This window comes from Arthrobacter sp. Y3223166 (assembly GCF_059090935.1).
This window is the reverse complement of sequence record NZ_JBNHGE010000033.1, coordinates 12,507-31,705: the sequence shown is the minus strand read 5'-3', so window position 1 is coordinate 31,705 and position 19,199 is coordinate 12,507. Positions and strand designations below refer to the sequence as shown.

Here is a 19,199-nt window from a genome sequence, read left to right as displayed (position 1 = left end):
GGGCTCGGGGCCGGCCGGCGGGCGGGGCCCCGGAGCATTGGCGGCGGCCGGGCCCGAGCGCTGCTCAGCGCCCGACCGGAGCATTGCCAGCACGGGATGGCGGTGGCAGTGTGATCCCATGGCCATCGAGGTGCGTCCGGCAACGGTCTTCGGCGATGTGAAAGCCATGCTGGGGCCAAAGCGCGCCGATGCGAACGTCTGCTGGTGCCTCAGCTACCGCCTTCCGTCGAAAGACAACGCCTCGTTGCGGGGCCAGGATCGAGGTGCCCTCGTCGAGCGCTTGTGCGGGCAGGACCCGCCGCCGGGGGTGCTCGCCTACGACGGCGACGAGGTGGTCGGCTGGGCCGCCGTGCATCCCCGGGCGGACACGGCGTTCGCGCGCAACCGAAAGATCCCGCACGTGGACGACGTCGATGTGTGGTCGGCGTGGTGCATCCGGGTGCGGCCGGGGCATCGCGGCAAGGGGATCTCGCATCATCTGCTCGCGGGCGCCGTCGACCTGGCGCGCCGGCATGGTGCCCCCGCCGTTGAGGGCTACCCCGTCGACAACGAGGGCCAGAAGGTCGACCTGACCATGGCCTACGTCGGCACGCGAAAGCTCTTCGAACAGGCCGGCTTCATGAAGGCGGCAGACACCGACGCGGTGGTAAACGGCTTCCCGCGGGTGCTCATGCGGCTGGAACTGGGCTGACGCACGCCTTTCCGACGCCGCTCCCCGACGCCTTTCGCAACTGCATTTCGCCGCTCCCCCACTCCTTTCCGACGCCGTGCCCCGCTCGCCGCCGCCACTCCCCTTACCGGTTGGCGCTGAGGCGCTGCAGCAGGGCGCGGGACTGCACGGGGCCGTAGGGCAGGATCGGGATGGCCTTGGTGGAGTCTGCGGGAGTGTCGCGGCTGGCCTGTTCCCCCATCCGGACGGCCAGGGTCATGGTCTCGCACATGTTCTTCACGTAGGCGTCGCTGACGGTCTGGCCGTGGCCGGGCACCAGCACGTCGTACTCGTGCCGCAGCCCGGAGATCCGGCGCAGCGCTTCCACCCAGTCGCGCGGGTAGGAATCTTCGAAGGCGGGCGGGGCGCCCTGCTCCACCAGATCGCCGGCAAAAAGCGTGGTGGGCGAACCGACCAGCAGGTCACCGTCGGTGTGGCCGCGGCCCAGATGGAAGAGCTTGACGCTGACCTCGCCCAGGTCGACGGTGGTTTCCGTGTCCACCAGCTTGTTGGGCATCTTGATCCCGGTATGCTCCCCGTCGCCGGCCGCCATTTCGGGTTCCGTTTCCCCGACTGCCTCGCGCTGGAGAACGCCGTTCTCTGCGACGTCGTGCGCGCAATTGCGGTGGGCGTAAAAGTCCTGCACGCCCTGGGCCGCGAAGTAGGCGTTGCCAAAGACGTGGTCAAAGTGGAAATGCGTGTTCACGACGACGAGCGGCAGCTTGGTCAGCGCGCGTACGGCCGCGTAGATCCGCCGTGCCTGCCGCGGCCCGGCACCGGTATCCACCACCAAGGCCTTGTTCCTGCCGACGACCAGCCCGGAGTTCAACAGATACTCCCGGGTCTTGATCACGTAATTGCCGGGTGCCACCTGCACGCATTCCGCGGGCTCCCCGGGCATGTCCCCCGGCCCTCCGGCCTTGTCCTCTGATCGGGCGGCATCGCTCATCCGGGTAGTCACCCTCCGTCGCGTCGAACACCGGCCGCGCGGACGGCGCAGCCTGATCCTGCCACGGTACCGTGCCGACCACTCCGGCACACCCAACCACCAGACCGCGGCCGACTGGCTGCGGCCTCCTGGCGAGCGTCCCGCGCTAGAGATCGTGAACGGAGCGAAGCACCTCGCGCACCTCGCCGAACGGCACGGAGTCGTCGACGTAGGCCTGCACATGCTTGGAGCCCATGCCACGGACCATCACGCCGTGTTCCCCCTCGGCAGCCGACTCGAGGAACACCGGCCGCAGCGCCTCGGCATGGTGTGCAGACAGGCGGGAGAGGTACTTTTTGTACGCCTCTGGCAGAGTGACCATGCCCTAAGGGTAGCGCCGGCGGGACGGGCCAGCTAGGGATAATTTCGGGCTGCCGCCGGCCGATCGGGCGCCGGCCGGCGGGGAGCTGCTACAGGTCGGCGAGGACGCTGCCGGGGTTTTCGATCGCGTCCGCCACGTAGCGCAGGAAACCGCCCGCGATGCCGCCGTCGCAGACGCGGTGGTCGAAGGCCAGCACCAGTTCGGTCACCTTTCGGACCGCCAGCTGCCCGTCCACCACCCACGGCTTGTCGATGATCCGGCCGACGCCGAGGATCGCCACCTCGGGGTAGTTGATGATGGCGGCGCTGCCATCCACGCCGAACACGCCGTAGTTGTTCAGGGTGAAGGTGCCGCTGGTCAGCTCGGCCGGCGTGGCCTTGCCGTCGCGGGCGACGGCGGTGAGCCGCCTGATCTCGGTATCCAGCTGCCGGGCGCTGAGCCTGTCGGCGTTGCGTACGCTGGGCACCATCAGACCGCGGTCGGTCTGAGCGGCGAAGCCGAGGTTCACGCCGTCGAAGCCGACGATCTCCTCGCCCTCCACCCGGGTGTTCAACTCCGGATATTTGGCCAGGCCGGCCAGCACGAACCGCGCGATGAAGGCCAGCAGCCCCGGGGTGTTCTCCGGGTCGCGGCGCTTGAGGTCGGCGCGCATCTGCAGCAGGGCGGTGGCGTCCACGTCCACCCAGACGGTGGCCTCGGGGATTTCGCTGCGGCTGCGCGACATCGCCTGAGCCACGGTCTTCCGCACGCCCTTCATCGGGGTGCGGGTGGCGATGCCCAGACCGGTACGGGCGTCGATGCCGGCTGCACCCGCCGTGCGACCCTCCGTCGGGGCTCCGGCCAGGCCGGAGGCGGGGGCCGCTGCTCCGGCCATTGCGCCGGAGGGGGCCGCGGCTCCGGCCAGCGCGGCCTCCACGTCCTTGCGCAGCACCATGCCGTCCGGGCCCGTGCCGGCGATGTCGGTCAAGCGGAGACCCGAGTCGCGGGCCAGCTTGCGGACCAGGGGCGAGATGACCAGCGGGGCCCGTCCGCTCGCGGCCGGCACGGGTTCCTCCTGCGTTGCCGCGGTCGTCGGAGCTACCGCCGGGGAGGCCACCGCCGCCGGGGCGGCCGCCGGAGGGGTCGCCGCCGGAGGGGTCGCCACGGCAACGCGGCCGGTCTTCGGTTTCCGGGTGCGCTTGGACCCCGCCGACCCGCCGGGTGTGCCGTAGCCGATCAGCACGTTGCCGGAGCCGGATTCGGCAGGCTCCTGGATGCCGGCCCGCTCCTCCCTCCGGTAGGCCTCGCCGTCGGGATGGGCGGCGCCTGGCCCCGCGCGGTCCGGGTCGGGAGCGTCTCCCGCCGCGACAGCGGCGGCAGCCTCCCCCGCCCGGGGTGCCTGCGGCGCGGCAGCCTGGGCGCCGTCGTCGTGCACGTAGCCCGGAGCGTCGACCGAGATGAGGGGCTTGCCCACGTCCAGGGTGTCGCCGGCCGCGCCGTGCAGCACAGCGACGGTCCCCGCGAACGGACTGGGCACCTCCACCATGGACTTGGCGGTCTCCACTTCGGCGACCGGCTGGTCCACGCGGATCTCGTCGCCGACCTTGACCAGCCAGTTCACCAGCTCGGCCTCGGTCAGGCCCTCGCCGAGGTCGGGCAGTTTGAATACCTGTCGCGACATGGCTACGCGTCCTCCCACTGGAGTTCATCCACCGCGTCCAGGATGCGGTCCACGCTGGGCAGGTAGTGCCGCTCCAGCTTCGGCGCGGGATACGGAATATCGAAACCGGTCACGCGCAGCACCGGGGCGGCCAGCGAGTGGAAGCAGCGCTCCTGCACCCGCGCCACGATCTCGGAGGCGACGGACGCGAAGCCGGGGGCTTCGGCGACGACCACGGCGCGTCCGGTTTTCCGCACGGAGGCCATCACGGTTTCATCGTCGAACGGCACGATTGACCGGATATCAATGACCTCCAGCGAGCGCCCCTCCTCGGCGGCGGCCGCGGCGGCCTGCATGACGGTGGGCACGGACGGACCGTAGGTAATCAGCGTGGCGTCGGTTCCCTCGCGGGCGACGACTGCGCGGCCGATGCCGGACCCGGGGGCGGCGCCGGTTCCGGACCCGGATCCCTGCACGGTCTCCGACCCGGCCCACTGTGACTGCAGCGCTTCGAGGTCCAGCTGCTCCTTGGAGAAGTAGAGCTTCTTCGGCTCCAGGAACACCACGGGATCCGGGAAGCGGATGGCCTCGCGGAGCATGGTGTAGGCGTCCTCCACCGTGGCCGGCGCCACCACGGTCAGGCCCGGCGTGTGCGCGTAGTAGGACTCCGAGGAGTCGCAGTGGTGCTCCACTCCCCCGATCCCGCCGGCATACGGAATCCGGATCACCATCGGCAGCTTGACCCTGCCGCGGGTCCGGTTGGGCATCTTGGCCACGTGCGAGACCACCTGCTCGAACGCCGGGTAGGCGAACGCGTCGAACTGCATCTCCACCACCGGGCGGAGGCCGTTCATCGCCATGCCGATCGCCATGCCCATGATGCCGGATTCGGCCAGCGGGGTGTCGAAGCAGCGTTCCTCGCCGAACCGCTTGGTGAGGCCGTCGGTGATGCGGAAGACGCCGCCCAGCGGGCCCACGTCCTCACCGAAGACGACGACGGAGCGGTCGGCTTCCATCTCATCGGCCAGGGCCGTGTTCAGCGCCTTGGCGAACGTCATTGTTGTGCTCATGGGGTGTCCTTTTAGTCGGCGGCGGCGCTCAGGCCGACTCGCGCGAGAGCTCGTCGCGGAGCATGGCGGCCTGCTCGCGCAGCTGGCTGGTCTTTTCGGTGAAGACGAAGCGGAACAGGTCCTCCGGGTCCACATCGGTCTCGGCGTTGAGTCCGTCGCGCATCTGCGCGGCCACGGTTTCCGCCCGCTCGGCGATTTCCTTTTCGAGGGCCTCGTCCAGGAGGTGCAGTTCCTTGAGGTATGTCCGCAGGCGCACCAGCGGGTCCTTCGGCGCCCACTCGGCCACTTCGTCGTCGGTGCGGTAGCGGGTGGCGTCGTCGGCGTTGGTGTGCGACTGCATCCGGTACGTGTGTGCCTCGACCAGGGCGGGGCCGCCGCCGTCGCGGGCCCGGGTCACGGCCTTGCCGAGCACCGACAGCAACGCGGCGGTGTCGTTGCCGTCCACCCGCTCGCCCGGCATGCCGTAGCCGATGGCCTTGTGCGCCAGCGACGGCGCCACCGTTTGCTTGTTCAGCGGGACGGAGATGGCGTACTGGTTGTTCTGCACGAAGAACACGACCGGGAGGTGGAACACGGCGGCGAAGTTCAGCGCCTCGTGGAAGTCGCCCTCGCTGGTCGCCCCGTCACCGCAGAGCGCGACGACGACGGTGTCCTCGCCCTTGAGTTTGGCGGCGTGGGCGACGCCGACGGCGTGCAGCAGCTGGGTGGCCAGCGGCGTGGCCTGGATCGACACCTTGTGCTCGTAGGGATCGTAGCCGCCGTGCCAGTCGCCCTGCAGCAGGGTCAGGGTCTGCACCGGGTCGACGCCCTTGGCGATCACGGCGACGGTATCGCGGTACGTGGGGAACAGCCAGTCGTCCCGGCCCAGGCACAGGGCCGCCGCCACCTGGCAGGCCTCCTGCCCGTGCGATGAGGGGTAGACGGCCAGCCTGCCCTGGCGGACCAGTGCGTTGGCCTGGTCGTTGACGCGGCGGCCGACCACCAGTTCGCGGTAGGCGCCCAGCAGGACCTCGCCGTCGGGCAGCGGGTACTTGTCGTTGTGCACGTGTCGGCCGTCCGGGTCCACCAGCTGCACGGGCTGCCCGGAGGGCAGCATGTAGGCCTCCGCGGTGACCTGATCATCCATGCCGGGGCGGCCGGACGGGTCGGACATCGATCCCTCGATCGGGTTACCGGTTGAGATGGTCATGGTGTCTCCATTCGAATCCTGGTCGGCGGGCGCCGTTGCCTGCCGCCCCGCATGGCGCGGGCGGCCCTGGTGAAGAAACTGTGTAGCTTTAGTATGGATTCGGCTACTTTTCGTATCCACTTATGCGGGAAAACGTGGATTATCTGCTTGTCTGGCCGTAGTCTTGGAGACGAATTGTTAATGTGAGCTGGATAACCCCGCGAGGTGTAGACAGATGGCCAACGGTGCCGCCGCAAAGGTCCCGCAGCTGGATGAGATCGACCGCCGGATCCTGGCGGAGCTGACCCGGGACGGCCGGCTGTCCGTGACCGCGGTCGCCGAAAACGTGCACATCTCCCGCGCCCACGCATACTCGCGCATCGCCCGGCTGACCGAGGCGGGCGTGCTGACCAAGTTCACGGCGTTGGTGGACCCGATTAAGGCGGGACTGAAGGCATCCGCCTACGTGACCCTGAAGCTGCGCCAGCACTCCTGGCGCGAGTTGCGCGAAGCCCTGCGCGCCATTCCCGAGGTGCACCACATCGCCCTGGTCGGCGGGAACTTCGATGTCATCCTGCTGGTCCGTGCCGTGGACAACGTGGACCTGCGCCGGGTCATCTTTGACCAGATCCAGTCCATGCCCGGGATCCTCGACACCCAGACCTTCCTGGTATTCGAGGACCTCGACACCCGCTGAACCGGCCGGCGGGCCACCGGGACATGCCGCCGGCCCGCAGGTCCCGACGCCCTGCCGGCGCGCTCAGCCGCCGTTCCCGCCCGGGGGCGCCGCGACTTCGTTCATGTTGCCCGTCTCGACCCCGCCCGCCCGCTCATATACCAGCGCCACCGCGCCCTTCTCGAAGGAGCGGGCGGGGCCGGCGAGGCGGAAGGATGCCGGGATGGTGCCGGCGCCGAAGAGGCGCTTCCCGCTGCCCACCGTGAGCGGATACAGAAAGAGGTTGAGGCGGCCGACCACGTCCTCGGTGAACAACGACTGCAACAGGTCGCCGCTGCCGAACACGTGCACCTCGTCGTGCCGCTCGCGAAGGTGGGCGGCCGCCATCGCATCGTGCAACGCGGTGGTGCCCGCCCAGGCGGGCTCGGTGAGCGTGGTCGACACGACGTACTTCGGCACCGCGTTGAACTTCACCGCGATCGGAGAGTCCTCGCCGGCATTGGGCCAGTAGGACGCGAAGATGTCGTAGGTCTTCCGCCCGAGCAGCAGCGCGTCGATCCGGTCGATGACCGCCCCGATCGCCTCGCCGGATGCTTCGTCGAAGAACGGCGCCTGCCAGCCGCCGTAGTCGAAGCCGCCCTCCGGGTCCTCGTCGGCCGCGCCCGGCGACTGGTACACGCCGTCGAGGGTGAGGAACATGTTGGCCACGATGATGCCCATGGGTCTTCCCTCCCGGCGCGTAACGCCGCCCCCGACGCGCCGCCTTCATCCTGCCCTCGGGCCGAGGCGGTTGTCCAGACCCGGGCGCCTCGGCAGGCCACGGGCGGGGCATTCGTGGGCTCAGGGTCGAAAGCGGCCCGGCTGCACCAGGTTCTGCGGCGCCCGGCCGGCCGCGACCGCCGCCAGCTGATTCTTCAGGAGCCGGACGATCCGCGGTTCGAACGCCGTGGTGTCGCCGCCCAGGTGCGGGGTGATCAGCGCGTTGCCGGCCCGCCACAGCGGGTGGTCCGGCGGCAGCGGTTCGGGATCGGTGACGTCCAACGCGCACCTCAGCCGGCCGGAGACGACTTCCGCGGTCAGGGCCGCCGTGTCGACCACCGCCCCGCGCGCGACGTTGACCACAAGCGCACCGTCCGGGAGGGCCGCCAGTACCGCCGCATCGATCAGCCCGCGGGTGGCTTCCGTCAGGGGTGTGATGAGAATCAGCACCTCGTGGGACGCCGCCAGTTCCGTCAACTCGTCCGTGCCGTGGACGTGGCCGTTGCCGTCGTCCCGGGCGCGGGTCCCCACCCGGGTCAGCTGCACGTCGAAGGGCTCCAGCCGGCGCGCGATTTCCCGGCCGATGCCGCCCACGCCGACGAGCAGCACCTTTCGGTCCGCCAGCGAGGGCCGTCGCACGTGGCGCCACCGGCCCTCGAACTGGTCCCGCGCGGCGACGTCGATCCCCCGCAAGGAGGCAAGCACGAGCCCGACGGCGAGTTCGGCGGTGGCGGCGGCGTGCACTCCCGCCGCGCTGGCGATGGCGACGTCCGGTCCGACGACGGCGGCTATCCCGTCAACCCCGGTGGTTTGGGCCTGCACCAGCTGCAGGTTCGCCAGCTTCGGCAGGCCAGCGACGGCCCGGGACATGTCCGGGTACGGCAGCACCACGGCCTCGATCTGTTCGGGCCGCGCGTCCTCGGGGTCGCCGTCGAAATCCCAATAGACGGTGCGGATCCCCGTGGGCAGGGGTTCCAGGGCGGCCATCAGGTCCCGGTCGGGGCAGGCGACGGTGGTGACGGCAGGCGGGGCGGCATTCATGTGACTCCTGGAGCAGAGGCCGGCAGCCCGGCAGCGCGAACGGGCTTCGCCTGGAAGCCTACCCTCCGTCCGCGCGGGCAGAGGCTCATCGCGGCGCCGGGCTAGCCGCGCGGCACCGGGCTAGCCGCGCGGCACCGGCCTCGGCCCGCCGTCAGCCCTTGAAGACCGGCTTGCGCTTCTCCTGGAAGGCCTTGAAGCCTTCGGCGTAGTCGTCGCTCTTGCACAGCCGGCCCTGCGCGGCGTTTTCCTCTTCGGTGGCGAGCCACAAGCCCAGCCGCTGGTCGCGGATGTTCGCGACCAGCTCCTTGGACGCCCGGAAGGCGCCGGTGGCGCCCTGGGCCACCTTGCCCACGATGCCGCGGGTGGTCTCCAACAGCTCGTCCGCCGGCATGGCCCGGCTGAACAGCCCGGCCCTCACCGCTTCCTCGCCGCTCATCAGCTCGGCGGTGTAGATCAGGTCCAGCGTGCGGTGCGCACCGAGCCGCTCGGTGAACAGCCAGTGCCCGCCCGAATCCAGGGTGGCCCCCAGGTTGGCGAACGGCGAGCCGATCTTGGCGCTGTCGGCCACGTACACCACATCGGTGGCGATCAGCAGGCCGAGCCCGACGCCGAGCGCCGCCCCCTGCGCGGCGGCGAAGGTCGGTGCGGGGAACTCCGCCATCTTCCTCAGCACCGGGGTGACGACGCCGGACAGGTAACCGTAGGCATCGTCGGTGGCCGGGTCCACCGCCGAGATGTCGCGGCCGGCGCAGAAGCCGCGGCCCTCGCCGCGGAGCAGCAGCGCCCGGACGCCGGCGGCGGCGGCGTCGTCGTACGCCTTGCCCAGATCATGGACCGCCTGTTCGTCCAGCGCATTCATCTTGCCTGGTGCGTTGAGCACCACTTCGGCGATGTTGTCCTGGATGGACAGCTCAATCATGCTCATGGGACTCCTTCGGGGTCGGTGCTGTTTAAGATCGGTCAGGCGTCGTAGTCGACGGTGATTTCGTCGCCGGTGGGGTGGGTCTGGCAGGTCAGCACGTAGCCGCGCTCGATCTCGTCCGGTTCCAGCGCGTAGTTCTCCTCCATGGTGAACGTGCCGGAGACAACCTTGGCGCGGCAGGTGCCGCAGACGCCGCCGGCGCAGGCGAACGGAACGTCCGGGCGGACGCGCAGCGCGGCGTTGAGCACCGACTCCCGGGCATGCTTGGGCGAAGCGACCGTGCCGGAGAGCCCGTCCAGCCGGAAGTTGATCTCGTAGTTGTCCGCGCTGGGGTCGAGCTGCACCGGCCGGCCGATGTTGCCCTGCGGTTTGGTCGGCTCGCCGGTGCTGAACAGCTCGAAGCGGATCTTCTCGGCCGGCACGCCGCGTTCGGCCAGGGTGTCGCGGCACAGCTGCACCAGTTCGTAGGGGCCGCAGAGGAACCATTCGTCCACGTCGTCGGTGCGGAGCACGTTGTCGAACAGACTGGTCAGCTTCTCGGCGTCGATCCTGCCGGAAAGCAGCGGCGAAATGCGCTGTTCGCGGGAGAGCACGTGGTGCAGCGCGAAGCGGGTGGGGTATTTGTCCTTCAGGTCGGCCAGTTCCTCCACGAACATCACGTCCATGGCGGCCTTGTTCGCGTAGACCAGGTCGAACCGAACGCTGTCGCTGGCGGCCAGCACGGTCCGCGCGATCGAGATCACCGGCGTGATGCCGGACCCGGCGGCGAACGCCACGAAGGTGGCCCCGGCGTCGGCATTGATCTGTTCGGGGTGGTTGATCTCCGTCATCTGGTGCTTGGAGATGAAGGCGCCGGTGGGGCTCATGACGTCCAGGACGTCCCCGGCCTTGAGGTGGTCGTTGGCCCAGTTCGAGAACAATCCGCCGATGTCGCGCTTGATCGCCACCCGGATTTCGCCCGGCTTCGGCTCGGCGCAGATGGAGTAGCTGCGCCGGATTTCCTGGCCTTCGAGCGTGGTGCGCAGCGCCACGTACTGGCCGGGCACGTAATCGTACTGGCCGTGCAGTTCCTCCGGCACCTCGAACGTGACCTCGACGGCCTCGTCCGTGAGCTTGCGGACCTCGGCGACGGTCAGCGGGTGGAAGGTGGCGCGGCGCTTGACGGCCGTGGCCTCCGTGGTGGAAGTAGTCATCTAGAGCACCTTGAAGTAGTCGAAGGGTTCATGGCAGTCGTTGCACTGGTACAGCGCCTTGCACGACGTGGAGCCGTAGCGGGACAGCTCGCGGGTGTTGAGGGAATCGCAGCGCGGGCACTTGACGCTCAGGCCCAGCCTGACCGGTCCGGTGCGGACCGGCGCCATGCCCGACGGCGGGGCGATGCCGTACTCGTTCAGCTTGGCCTTGCCCTCGGCGGTCATCCAGTCCGTGGTCCAGGCCGGGGCCAGCACCTGCTTCACCCGGACGTCGGCGTAGCCCTCGGACGCCAGCGCGGCGACGACGTCGTCGCGGATGGCGTCCATGGCCGGGCAGCCGGAGTAGGTCGGGGTGATGGTCACCTCGACGGCGGGCCGCCCGCCGTCGTCCGTTTCATCCAGCACCGACACGGACCGCAGGATGCCCAGGTCCTCGATGCTCAGCACGGGGATCTCCGGATCACAGACGGTGGCCGCGACGTCCCAGACGCGCGCCGCTTCGGTTCCTGCCGGCCGTTGGGCCGTATTGGTGGACATGAATAGCTCCGTTACTCCGATGGCCGGCCTGGTTACCAGGTGGCGCCGGGGTGTTCGCGGGCCAGCACCTGCATCTCAGCCAGCAGGTAGCCCAGGTGTTCACTGTGTTTGACGCGGGTCTTGTCCGTCATGGCGGGCTGGACGTCCGGGACCTCCAGGGTTGCCTCCGCGAAGACGTCCGCGATGAAGGCGTCGAAGCCTTCGCGCAGTTCCGAGGGCCGCACCGCGATGCCGGGCAGCCGGTCGATCAGCTCATCGTCCAGGAACAACTGCTCCACGTAGGGCCAGATGGAGAGGAAGCCGGCGGCGATGCGCCGGTGCGACTCTTCCGTGCCGTCGCCCAGCCGCAGCGTCCACTGCGCCGCGTGGTCGCGGTGGTAGTCCACTTCCTTCAGCGCCTTGGCCGCGATGGCCGCCAGGGTCTCGTCCTGTGAATCGACCAGCCGCGAGTACAGCTCGTGCTGGTACGTGGCGATGACCAACTGGCGGGCGATCGTCCTGCCGAAGTCGCCGTTGGGCTGTTCGACGAGGTAGCTGGAGCGGAATTCGTTCTCCCCGCGCCAGTAAGCCAGGTCGTCTTCGGACTTGCCCCAGGCGGAGCCGGCGTAGGTCAGAAACGACCGGGCGTGGCCGATCTGGTCCAGCGCGATGTTGGCGAGCGCGACGTCCTCTTCCAACTCCGGCGCGCGGGAGATCCACCAGCCCAGCCGCTGGGCCAGGATCAGGGCGTCGTCGCCGAGGCGCAACGCGTACTCGCCGACGTCGTGGCTGGCCTTCGTGCCTTCGGTCACCTGCGCGGCAATGTCCTCCGGGCGCAGGGCGTTGCCCGGCGTGATCCGGGTGGCGCTTTCGCCGCTCACAGGTGCTTCACCCCTTCGCTCTTCGTGTAGTACGTGGCATGGCGGTAGTCCTTGCCCTTGGGCGATTCGAAGAACTCGCCCTTCGCGTCAGGATCGCTGGCCACGATGGCCGACGCCGGCACCACCCAGAGGGAGACGCCTTCGTTGCGCCTGGTGTAAAGATCCCGCGCGTTGCGCACGGCCATCTCGGCGTCCGGGGCGTGCAGCGAACCGGCGTGCACGTGGGAGAGCCCGCGCGAGGAGCGGACGAATACTTCCCACAGCGGCCAGGGCTGCTTGTCGGACGACGCGGCTTCCGCCGTCGCCGTCTCCACGGGTCGGGCCATTGCGGTCTGGTCTCCAGTTGCCATTCAGGCCACCTGTGCTTTCTGTGCCTTCTTGTCCGCGTAGGCGGCTGCTGCTTCGCGCACCCAGGCGCCGTTCTCGTGTGCCTCGCGGCGGCGTTCCATCCGCTGCGCGTTGCAGGGGCCGCGGCCGGCGAGGACTTCGTAGAATTCGTCCCAGTTGAGTTCGCCGTGCTCCCACATGCCGGTTTCCTCGTTGTAGCGGATTTTGTCATCGGGCAGGGTCAGGCCCAGGACCTTGACCTGTTCCTGGATCATCCCCACGAACCGCGAGCGCAGCTCGTCGTTGGAGAAGCGCTTGATGTTCCAGGCCATCGACTGCTGCGAGTTCGGGGAGTCGGTGTCCGTGGGGCCGAACATCATCAGCGCCGGGGCGTAGAAGCGGTTGACCGCGTCCTGGGCCATCTGCTTCTGCGCCGGGGTGCCGTTGGCCAGTTCCAGCAGGATCTCGAAGCCCTGCCGCTGGTGGAAGGACTCTTCCTTGCAGATCCGTACCATGGCCCGGCCGTAGGGGCCGTAGGAGGCCCGGCACAGCGGCACCTGGTTGGCGATCGCGGCGCCGTCGACGAGCCAGCCGATGGCCCCCATGTCCGCCCAGCTGTTGGCCGGGTAGTTGAAGATCGAGGAGTACTTGGCCTTGCCCTCGAGCAGCTGCTGGTTGAGGACGTGCCGGGGCGTGCCCAGGGTCTCGGTGGCGGAGTAGAGGTACAGGCCGTGGCCGGCCTCGTCCTGCACCTTGGCCATCAGGATGGCCTTGCGCTTCAGGCTGGGCGCGCGGGTAATCCAGTTCGCCTCCGGCTGCATGCCGATGATCTCGGAGTGCGCGTGCTGGGACATCTGGCGGACCAGTGTCTTGCGGTACTTCTCCGGCATCCAGTCGGCCGGCTCGATCCGGGAGTCCTCGGCAATGATCTTGTCAAAGTAGGCCTTCCCGGCCTCGTCCTCGGGGGACGGCACGGCGTGCAACTGGGAGTCGCCGGCCTGGGTCTGCGTTGCCACGATGGTCACCTCACTGTACGAAATCCGGCCGCGAAATAATTACCGACCGTTCGTTCAGGATATAGCGCATTTTCCGCAACCGTCAAGGCCAAGGGCGGCCGTCAGGGATCAGCCGGGATAACTTCCGGCCCGGTGCTTCCACCCTCAGCCGAACCCGTCCGGCGGGGCGGGCGGGCTCTATATATTGGTGGCATGACGCACAGCCCCGCCGAAACCGTCCCCGCCTCCTCCCCCGCAGCCCTGCCGGAACCGCCGTCGCCCCGCAAGGTTCCCGTCGAGCGCTCCCATCACGGCGACGTCTTCGTGGACAACTATGAGTGGCTGCGGGACAAGGAGAGCCCGGAGGTGGTTGCGCACCTGGAGGCGGAGAACGCCTACACGGCGGCGGTCACCGGGCACCAGCAGCCGTTGCGCGAGGCCATTTTCAATGAAATCAAGAACCGCACCCAGGAAACGGACCTGTCGGTTCCGGTCCGCAAGGACGGCTGGTGGTACTACGGCCGGATGGAAGAGGGCAAGCAGTACGGCATCCAGTGCCGGGTCCGGGCCGCGGACACCGGCGACCGGGCAGCCGATTGGACTCCCCCGCAGGTCGACGCCGGCCGGCCCGTGCCCGGCGAGCAGGTGCTGCTGGACGGCAATGCCGAGGCCGAGGGCAAGCCGTTCTTTTCGCTGGGCGGCTCTGCCGTGACCGTAGACGGCAGCCTCTACGCCTACGCCGCCGACTTCGCCGGCGACGAGCGCTTCACCCTGAGGATCAAGGACCTGGACACCGGCGACCTGTTGGACGACGTCGTGGAGAACGTCTTCTACTCGTTGGCGTTCGATCCCGACGGCAGCCGCGTGTTCTACACGGTGGTAGACGAGTCCTGGCGCCCGTTCCAGATCAAGGCGCACACCATCGGCACGCCGGCGGCCTCCGACGTCGTGATTTACCAGGAAGACGACCCGGCCATGTGGATGGGGTTCGAGCTCTCCTCCGACCGCCGGCACCTGGTGATCGGGATCGGCTGTTCCGAATACTCCGAGACGCGCCTGCTGGACTTCTCCGACCCGGAAGCCGGGCTGCGGACGCTGATCCCGCGCGGCGAGCGGGTGCTGTACGACGCCGAGCCGTTCCTGCTGGACGGTGCCGAGAAGGTGCTGCTGACCCACAACAAGGACGCGGTGAACTCGATGGTCTCGCTGGCCGACCTCGCGGAGTTCTCCAAGCCCCTGGCCGAGCAGCACTGGGACACCGTGGTGGAGCACGACGACGCCGTGCGGGTCAACGGGGCCGGGGTGACCGCCACCCATATGGTGCTGTCCATCCGCCAGGACACCATCGAGCGCGTGCAGGTGCTGCCCCTGGTCGGTTTGGGCACGGCCGGGCAGGCTGCCCCGGCGGAGCCGGCATTCGACGAGGAATTGTTCACCGCCGGCGTCGGCGGTTCCGACTACGAGGCGCCGGTGATCCGGCTGGCCTACACCTCGTTCCTGACGCCGCCGCGGATCTACGACTACGAGCTGGCCACCGGCACGCTGCACCTGCGCAAGGAAACGCCGGTGCTCGGCGGCTACGACCCGGCGGACTACGTGGCCGGGCGGGAGTGGGCGGCCGCGGCGGACGGCACGAGGATTCCGCTGTCGGTGGTCCGCAAGGCCTCGGTGCCGCGTGACGGCAGCAACCCGGCGCTGGTCTACGCCTACGGCAGCTACGAGGTGAGCATGGACCCGGCGTTCAGCACGGCGCGGCTGTCGCTGCTGGACCGCGGCGTGGTCTACGTGGTGGCGCACGTTCGCGGCGGCGGCGAGATGGGCCGGCACTGGTACGAGGACGGCAAGAAGCTGCGTAAGAAGAACACCTTCACGGACTTCGTCGCCGCCACCGAGTGGCTGGCGGCCTCGGGCTGGGCGGATCCGGGACGGATCGCGGCCATGGGCGGCTCCGCCGGCGGCCTGCTGATGGGCGCCGTCGCCAACCTGGCGCCGGAGAAGTACGCGGCGATCGTGGCGCAGGTGCCCTTCGTCGACGCGCTGACCTCGATCCTGGACCCGGACCTGCCGCTTTCGGCGCTGGAGTGGGAGGAGTGGGGCAACCCGATCACGGACCCCGAGACCTACGCGTACATGAAGTCGTACACGCCCTACGAGAATGTCAGGCCGGCCGCGTATCCGAAGATCGCCGCGGTCACCAGCTTCAACGACACCCGGGTGCTGTACGTGGAGCCGGCCAAGTGGGTGGCGGCCCTCCGGGAGGCCACAACCGGCACCGAACCGATCGTGCTCAAGACCGAGATGGACGCCGGCCACGGCGGCGCGTCCGGACGGTACGAGGCCTGGAAGGACCGGGCCTGGGATTACGCCTTCGCCCTCGACGCGATCGGCGCCACCGAGCTGGCCTAACCCGCCCGGCGATCCCCGGCCGCCTTGACTTGAATCACAAATCAGGATTACCTAATGAACATTCGGTAATGAACAGCGAGGGGCTTCCATGACGGACATCGACGTCGACACTTCCCGGGACGTTCCGGCGGAAAGCAACGAGCTGCAGCCGGGCGAACGGCCCGTGCACCCGGCCTTCGTCAACGACCAGGCCGCACGCTGGATGGGCGTGGAAGTCGTGAAGGCGGAGTTTGGCGACGTCGTGATCGAGATGCGGCTGCGCGAAGAGATGCTCAACGGCTTCGGCATGGCGCAGGGCGGCATGGTGTTCGCGTTCGCCGACGTGGCCTTCGCGCTGGCCTGCAACGACCCCGACGGCGACGGCAGCACCATCACGGTGGCCTCCGGCGTCGACGTCAATTTCCTCAACCCGGGATTCGCCGGCCGGCTGCTGACCGCGACCGCCCGGCTGGTCAACCAGACGGGGCGGAGCGGCCTGTACGACATCACCGTCACCCAGGAGAAACCGGACGGCGGTGCCGACGTTCTGCTCGAATTCCGCGGCCGTTCCCGCACCGTCCCCAACCCCGCCCGCAACCAGCGAAAGCCCTGACTGCGCCGCAGCTCCGGACAGCGACGCCCCCAGCCTTCACCGACAGCACTGCCCGACCCGCATTAAAGGACCGTTCCCATGACGACCACCACCGGTACGAAAGCCCGCAAGACCACTCCCGCCGCCGAGGACACCCTCGACCCGGAGGAGCTGATGAGCCGGGACGAGCTGGAAGCCCTCCAGCTGAAGCGCCTGCAGCACACGGTCGCCTACGCCTATGAGCGCGTGCCCATGTACAAGCAGAAGTTCGACGACGCCGGCGTCCGGCCGGAGGACCTCAAGGAACTGTCCGACCTGGCCAAGTTCCCCTACACGGACAAGGAAGACCTGCGCCGGTCCTACCCGTTCGGCATGTTTGCCGTGCCGCAGGAGGAAGTGGCCCGGATCCACGCCTCCTCGGGCACCACCGGCCGCGCCACCGTGGTGGGCTACACCCGCCGGGACATCCAGAACTGGGAGACGCTGTTCGCGCGCTCCATCCGCGCCTCCGGCGTCAAGAAGGGCTGGAAGGTCCACAATGCCTACGGCTATGGCCTGTTCACCGGCGGGCTCGGGGCACATTACGGCGCGGAGAAGCTCGGCTGCACCGTCATCCCCATGTCCGGCGGCCAGACCGAGAAGCAGATCCAGCTGATCCAGGACTTCGAACCGGACGCCATTCTCTGCACCCCCACCTACCTGCTCACCATCGTGGACGCGATGGAGCACGCCGGCGTCGATCCCGCGAAGACGTCGCTGAAGGTCGCCGTGCTCGGCGCCGAGCCGTGGACCGATGAGATGCGCCACGAGCTGGAAGGCAAGCTCGACATCGACGCCTGCGACATCTACGGACTCTCCGAGGTCATGGGCCCCGGCGTCGCCGGCGAATGCGTGGACTACAAGGACGGCTCCACCATCTGGGAGGACCACTTCCGGCCGGAAATCGTCGACCCGCTCACCGACCGGGTGCTGGGCGACGGCGAGTCCGGTGAGCTGGTGTTCACGTCGCTGACCAAGGAGGCCATGCCGGTGATCCGCTACCGCACGCACGACCTCACCCGGCTGCTGCCCGGCACCGGGCGGCCGAACATGCGCCGCATCGGCCGGATCACCGGGCGCTCCGACGACATGATCATCCTGCGCGGCGTGAACCTCTTCCCCACCCAGATCGAGGAGATCGCCCTGCGCATCCCCGGCCTGAGCCCGCATTTCCAGCTGGAGATCAGCCGGCCGCACCGGATGGACGAGCTCACCGTCAAGATCGAACGCCGCGAAGACTGCACCCCCGCCAAGGCAACCGAAGCGGCCCGGGAGCTGCAGCGCCAGATCAAGATCCACGTCGGCTCCAGCTGCAAGATCGTGGTTGCGGACCCCGGCACCCTCGCGCGGTCCAGCGGCAAGCTGCGCAGGGTCTACGACCTGCGCGACAACGCCTGACGGATGTGGGAGCGGCGGGCGGCAGCAGGCCTGTGCAGGCACCGCCCGCCGCATAACTGACCTAACGGTCGTGGGAGAATAGGACAATGGCGAAAACAAGGACCCAGGAGACCGCCCGCCGCGGCCGCCCGGGCTACGACCAGCAGTCGGTGCTGAACGTCGCCGTCGCCGTGTTCAACAAGCACGGCTACGAGGCAACCTCCATGGGCATCCTCGCCGAGAATCTGGGCATCTCCAAGAGCGCCATCTACCACCACGTTCCCTCCAAGGGCGACCTGCTGCGCCTGGCCCTGGATGAGGCCCTCGGCAGCCTGGAAGGCGTGCTCGAAAACCCGTCGGCTTCCGCCGGCCGGGCGGATGCGCGCCTGGAGTTCGTGCTCCGCGGCACCGTCCAGGTCCTGTGCGAAAAACTGCCCTACGTCACCCTGCTGCTGCGCCTGCGCGGCAACACCGAGATCGAACGCGACGCGCTGGACCGCCGGCGCGCGTTCGACCACAAGGTGGCGGACCTGGTGGACGCCGCCCGGGCCGAGGGCTCCCTGCGCGGGGACATCGACCCGAGGACCACGGCCAGGTTGCTGTTCGGCACGATCAACTCCATTGTCGAGTGGTACAAACCGGGCGGATCGCTGTCCCCGCAGAAGCTCGCCGACGACCTGATCGCCATGATGTTCGACGGCCTCCACCTGCCTGCCGCGGCCCGCGTCATCGCCTGACTCCCGGCGCAGCGCCGGCCCGCACCAACGCCTGATTCCCGGCGGCAGCGCCGGCCGCACCCTCGCGGATCCGCGGCCGCCCGACGGAGCCGGCGTACCTGCTGAATTCGCCGTCCTCCCCTGCTAGGCTGACCTCACCATTCGATGTTATGGGGACGTGATCGATATGGATGGGGAGTTCGGGTGGGTCTCGGCGCTCAGCATGGCGCTCACGATCGCCGCCATTGTCCTGTTCGCCTACCGCGTGCCGTGGGCCTGGTTGCTGCCGGTGGCCGCTACCGCCGTGCTGCTGGCCACCGGGATCCCCTACGGCCGGTTGAACACAAGCACCGTTTTTGTGCTGGCTGCTGCCCTCTACGGCCTGTGGAAGTGGACCCAGTACCGGCGGGAAGGCGTCCGTGTCCCGCTCCGCTCCGCCCACGGGCGTGAGTGGGGAATCGGCGCTGGGCTGTTGCTGCTGCTGTTCCTGCTCAACGGGTTCGCCGGCGTCACCCCGGTTGCCGAGATCGGCCCCCTGTACCTGTTCAACGCCCTGCTGGCCGCACTCCCGGCCGTCATGTACCTGGGCTTCGCCCACGGCATCCTGCAGTCGTGGTGGCTGGGCGTTGCGCTCTCGCTGTCCACCATGTTCCTCTCCGCCATCCGGGACGCACCGGTCTGGGTCTCGCTGTACGGCGCGATAGCGGCCGGACTCCAGGTCTTTGGTTACCTGGGCTGGCAGGCGGCCTTGCGGCGGCCGGTGCGGAGCAAACACCGGTTAGCGCCGGTGCATCCGGGGCGTCCGGCCGCTCCCGGTCGTCCGGCCGCTCCCGGTCCCGGCTCGGCGGGACGGGCCGCATAACCAGCTGACGGGAGGGCGGCGG

General features: G+C 69.0%; 20 protein-coding genes. 7 read left to right on the top strand and 13 right to left on the bottom strand.

Features of this window, described 5'->3' with window-relative positions:
- Positions 1 to 118: 118 nt before the first annotated feature.
- A complete protein-coding gene (locus tag AC5RUH_RS13265; protein ID WP_494128809.1) occupies positions 119 to 691 on the top strand; it encodes a GNAT family N-acetyltransferase in 573 nt (190 codons plus the stop codon).
- A gap of 103 nt (positions 692 to 794) precedes the next feature.
- Here AC5RUH_RS13265 and AC5RUH_RS13260 read toward each other — a convergent pair whose 3' ends face one another.
- The 5 genes from AC5RUH_RS13260 to pdhA all read right to left on the bottom strand — a co-directional run bounded on the left by AC5RUH_RS13260 (position 795) and on the right by pdhA (position 5,917).
- Positions 795 to 1,658, bottom strand: a complete 864-nt coding sequence (locus AC5RUH_RS13260) for an MBL fold metallo-hydrolase (RefSeq protein WP_494128808.1) — start codon at positions 1,656 to 1,658, stop codon at positions 795 to 797.
- A gap of 145 nt (positions 1,659 to 1,803) precedes the next feature.
- On the bottom strand, positions 1,804 to 2,019 hold the full coding sequence (locus AC5RUH_RS13255) for a hypothetical protein (protein WP_494128807.1): 216 nt from the start codon (positions 2,017 to 2,019) through the stop codon (positions 1,804 to 1,806).
- An 88-nt stretch (positions 2,020 to 2,107) separates the two neighbouring features.
- A complete protein-coding gene (locus AC5RUH_RS13250; protein ID WP_494128806.1) occupies positions 2,108 to 3,679 on the bottom strand; it encodes a dihydrolipoamide acetyltransferase family protein in 1,572 nt (523 codons plus the stop codon).
- A gap of 2 nt (positions 3,680 to 3,681) precedes the next feature.
- Positions 3,682 to 4,728, bottom strand: coding sequence for an alpha-ketoacid dehydrogenase subunit beta (locus AC5RUH_RS13245; RefSeq protein ID WP_494128805.1), 1,047 nt, complete (start codon positions 4,726 to 4,728; stop codon positions 3,682 to 3,684).
- Between the two features lie 28 nt (positions 4,729 to 4,756).
- Positions 4,757 to 5,917, bottom strand: coding sequence for a pyruvate dehydrogenase (acetyl-transferring) E1 component subunit alpha (pdhA, locus tag AC5RUH_RS13240; RefSeq protein WP_494128804.1), 1,161 nt, complete (start codon positions 5,915 to 5,917; stop codon positions 4,757 to 4,759).
- A 214-nt stretch (positions 5,918 to 6,131) separates the two neighbouring features.
- Here pdhA and AC5RUH_RS13235 point away from each other — a divergent pair, with 214 nt between their 5' ends.
- On the top strand, positions 6,132 to 6,593 hold the full coding sequence (locus AC5RUH_RS13235) for an Lrp/AsnC family transcriptional regulator (protein ID WP_493978019.1): 462 nt from the start codon (positions 6,132 to 6,134) through the stop codon (positions 6,591 to 6,593).
- A gap of 63 nt (positions 6,594 to 6,656) precedes the next feature.
- Here the strand turns inward: AC5RUH_RS13235 and AC5RUH_RS13230 are convergent, their stop codons facing one another.
- The 8 genes from AC5RUH_RS13230 to paaA all read right to left on the bottom strand — a co-directional run bounded on the left by AC5RUH_RS13230 (position 6,657) and on the right by paaA (position 13,227).
- Positions 6,657 to 7,292: a dihydrofolate reductase family protein gene (locus AC5RUH_RS13230; RefSeq protein ID WP_494076347.1), complete on the bottom strand. Its 636-nt coding sequence runs from the start codon at positions 7,290 to 7,292 to the stop codon at positions 6,657 to 6,659.
- Positions 7,293 to 7,412: 120 nt separating this feature from the next.
- On the bottom strand, positions 7,413 to 8,372 hold the full coding sequence (locus AC5RUH_RS13225) for a 2-hydroxyacid dehydrogenase (RefSeq protein ID WP_494128803.1): 960 nt from the start codon (positions 8,370 to 8,372) through the stop codon (positions 7,413 to 7,415).
- A gap of 151 nt (positions 8,373 to 8,523) precedes the next feature.
- On the bottom strand, positions 8,524 to 9,291 hold the full coding sequence (locus AC5RUH_RS13220; RefSeq protein ID WP_494001294.1) for an enoyl-CoA hydratase/isomerase family protein: 768 nt from the start codon (positions 9,289 to 9,291) through the stop codon (positions 8,524 to 8,526).
- A gap of 41 nt (positions 9,292 to 9,332) precedes the next feature.
- Entirely contained in the window at positions 9,333 to 10,487 is a 1,155-nt protein-coding gene (gene paaE, locus AC5RUH_RS13215) for a 1,2-phenylacetyl-CoA epoxidase subunit PaaE (RefSeq protein WP_494000607.1), read from the bottom strand.
- A complete protein-coding gene (paaD, locus tag AC5RUH_RS13210; RefSeq protein ID WP_494025369.1) occupies positions 10,488 to 11,024 on the bottom strand; it encodes a 1,2-phenylacetyl-CoA epoxidase subunit PaaD in 537 nt (178 codons plus the stop codon).
- Positions 11,025 to 11,056: 32 nt separating this feature from the next.
- Positions 11,057 to 11,884, bottom strand: a complete 828-nt coding sequence (paaC, locus tag AC5RUH_RS13205; protein WP_494000609.1) for a 1,2-phenylacetyl-CoA epoxidase subunit PaaC — start codon at positions 11,882 to 11,884, stop codon at positions 11,057 to 11,059.
- Positions 11,881 to 12,210 carry a 1,2-phenylacetyl-CoA epoxidase subunit PaaB gene (paaB, locus tag AC5RUH_RS13200; protein ID WP_494001295.1) on the bottom strand — a complete coding sequence of 110 codons (330 nt, stop codon included), beginning with the start codon at positions 12,208 to 12,210 and terminating at the stop codon, positions 11,881 to 11,883. Before paaB ends, paaC begins: the two co-directional genes overlap by 4 nt.
- A gap of 24 nt (positions 12,211 to 12,234) precedes the next feature.
- A complete protein-coding gene (gene paaA / locus AC5RUH_RS13195) occupies positions 12,235 to 13,227 on the bottom strand; it encodes a 1,2-phenylacetyl-CoA epoxidase subunit PaaA (RefSeq protein ID WP_494000610.1) in 993 nt (330 codons plus the stop codon).
- Between the two features lie 192 nt (positions 13,228 to 13,419).
- Between paaA and AC5RUH_RS13190 the strand changes: the two genes are divergently transcribed.
- The 5 genes from AC5RUH_RS13190 (at position 13,420) to AC5RUH_RS13170 (ending at position 19,177) form a co-directional block, all read left to right on the top strand.
- A complete protein-coding gene (locus AC5RUH_RS13190) occupies positions 13,420 to 15,612 on the top strand; it encodes a S9 family peptidase (protein WP_494128802.1) in 2,193 nt (730 codons plus the stop codon).
- 88 nt (positions 15,613 to 15,700) lie between these two features.
- On the top strand, positions 15,701 to 16,204 hold the full coding sequence (locus AC5RUH_RS13185; protein ID WP_494000612.1) for a hotdog fold thioesterase: 504 nt from the start codon (positions 15,701 to 15,703) through the stop codon (positions 16,202 to 16,204).
- A gap of 78 nt (positions 16,205 to 16,282) precedes the next feature.
- Entirely contained in the window at positions 16,283 to 17,620 is a 1,338-nt protein-coding gene (gene paaK, locus AC5RUH_RS13180) for a phenylacetate--CoA ligase PaaK (protein ID WP_494076350.1), read from the top strand.
- Between the two features lie 86 nt (positions 17,621 to 17,706).
- Positions 17,707 to 18,336, top strand: a complete 630-nt coding sequence (locus AC5RUH_RS13175) for a TetR/AcrR family transcriptional regulator (RefSeq protein ID WP_494000614.1) — start codon at positions 17,707 to 17,709, stop codon at positions 18,334 to 18,336.
- A 166-nt stretch (positions 18,337 to 18,502) separates the two neighbouring features.
- A complete protein-coding gene (locus AC5RUH_RS13170; protein WP_494128810.1) occupies positions 18,503 to 19,177 on the top strand; it encodes a nicotinamide mononucleotide transporter in 675 nt (224 codons plus the stop codon).
- Positions 19,178 to 19,199 lie beyond the last annotated feature (22 nt).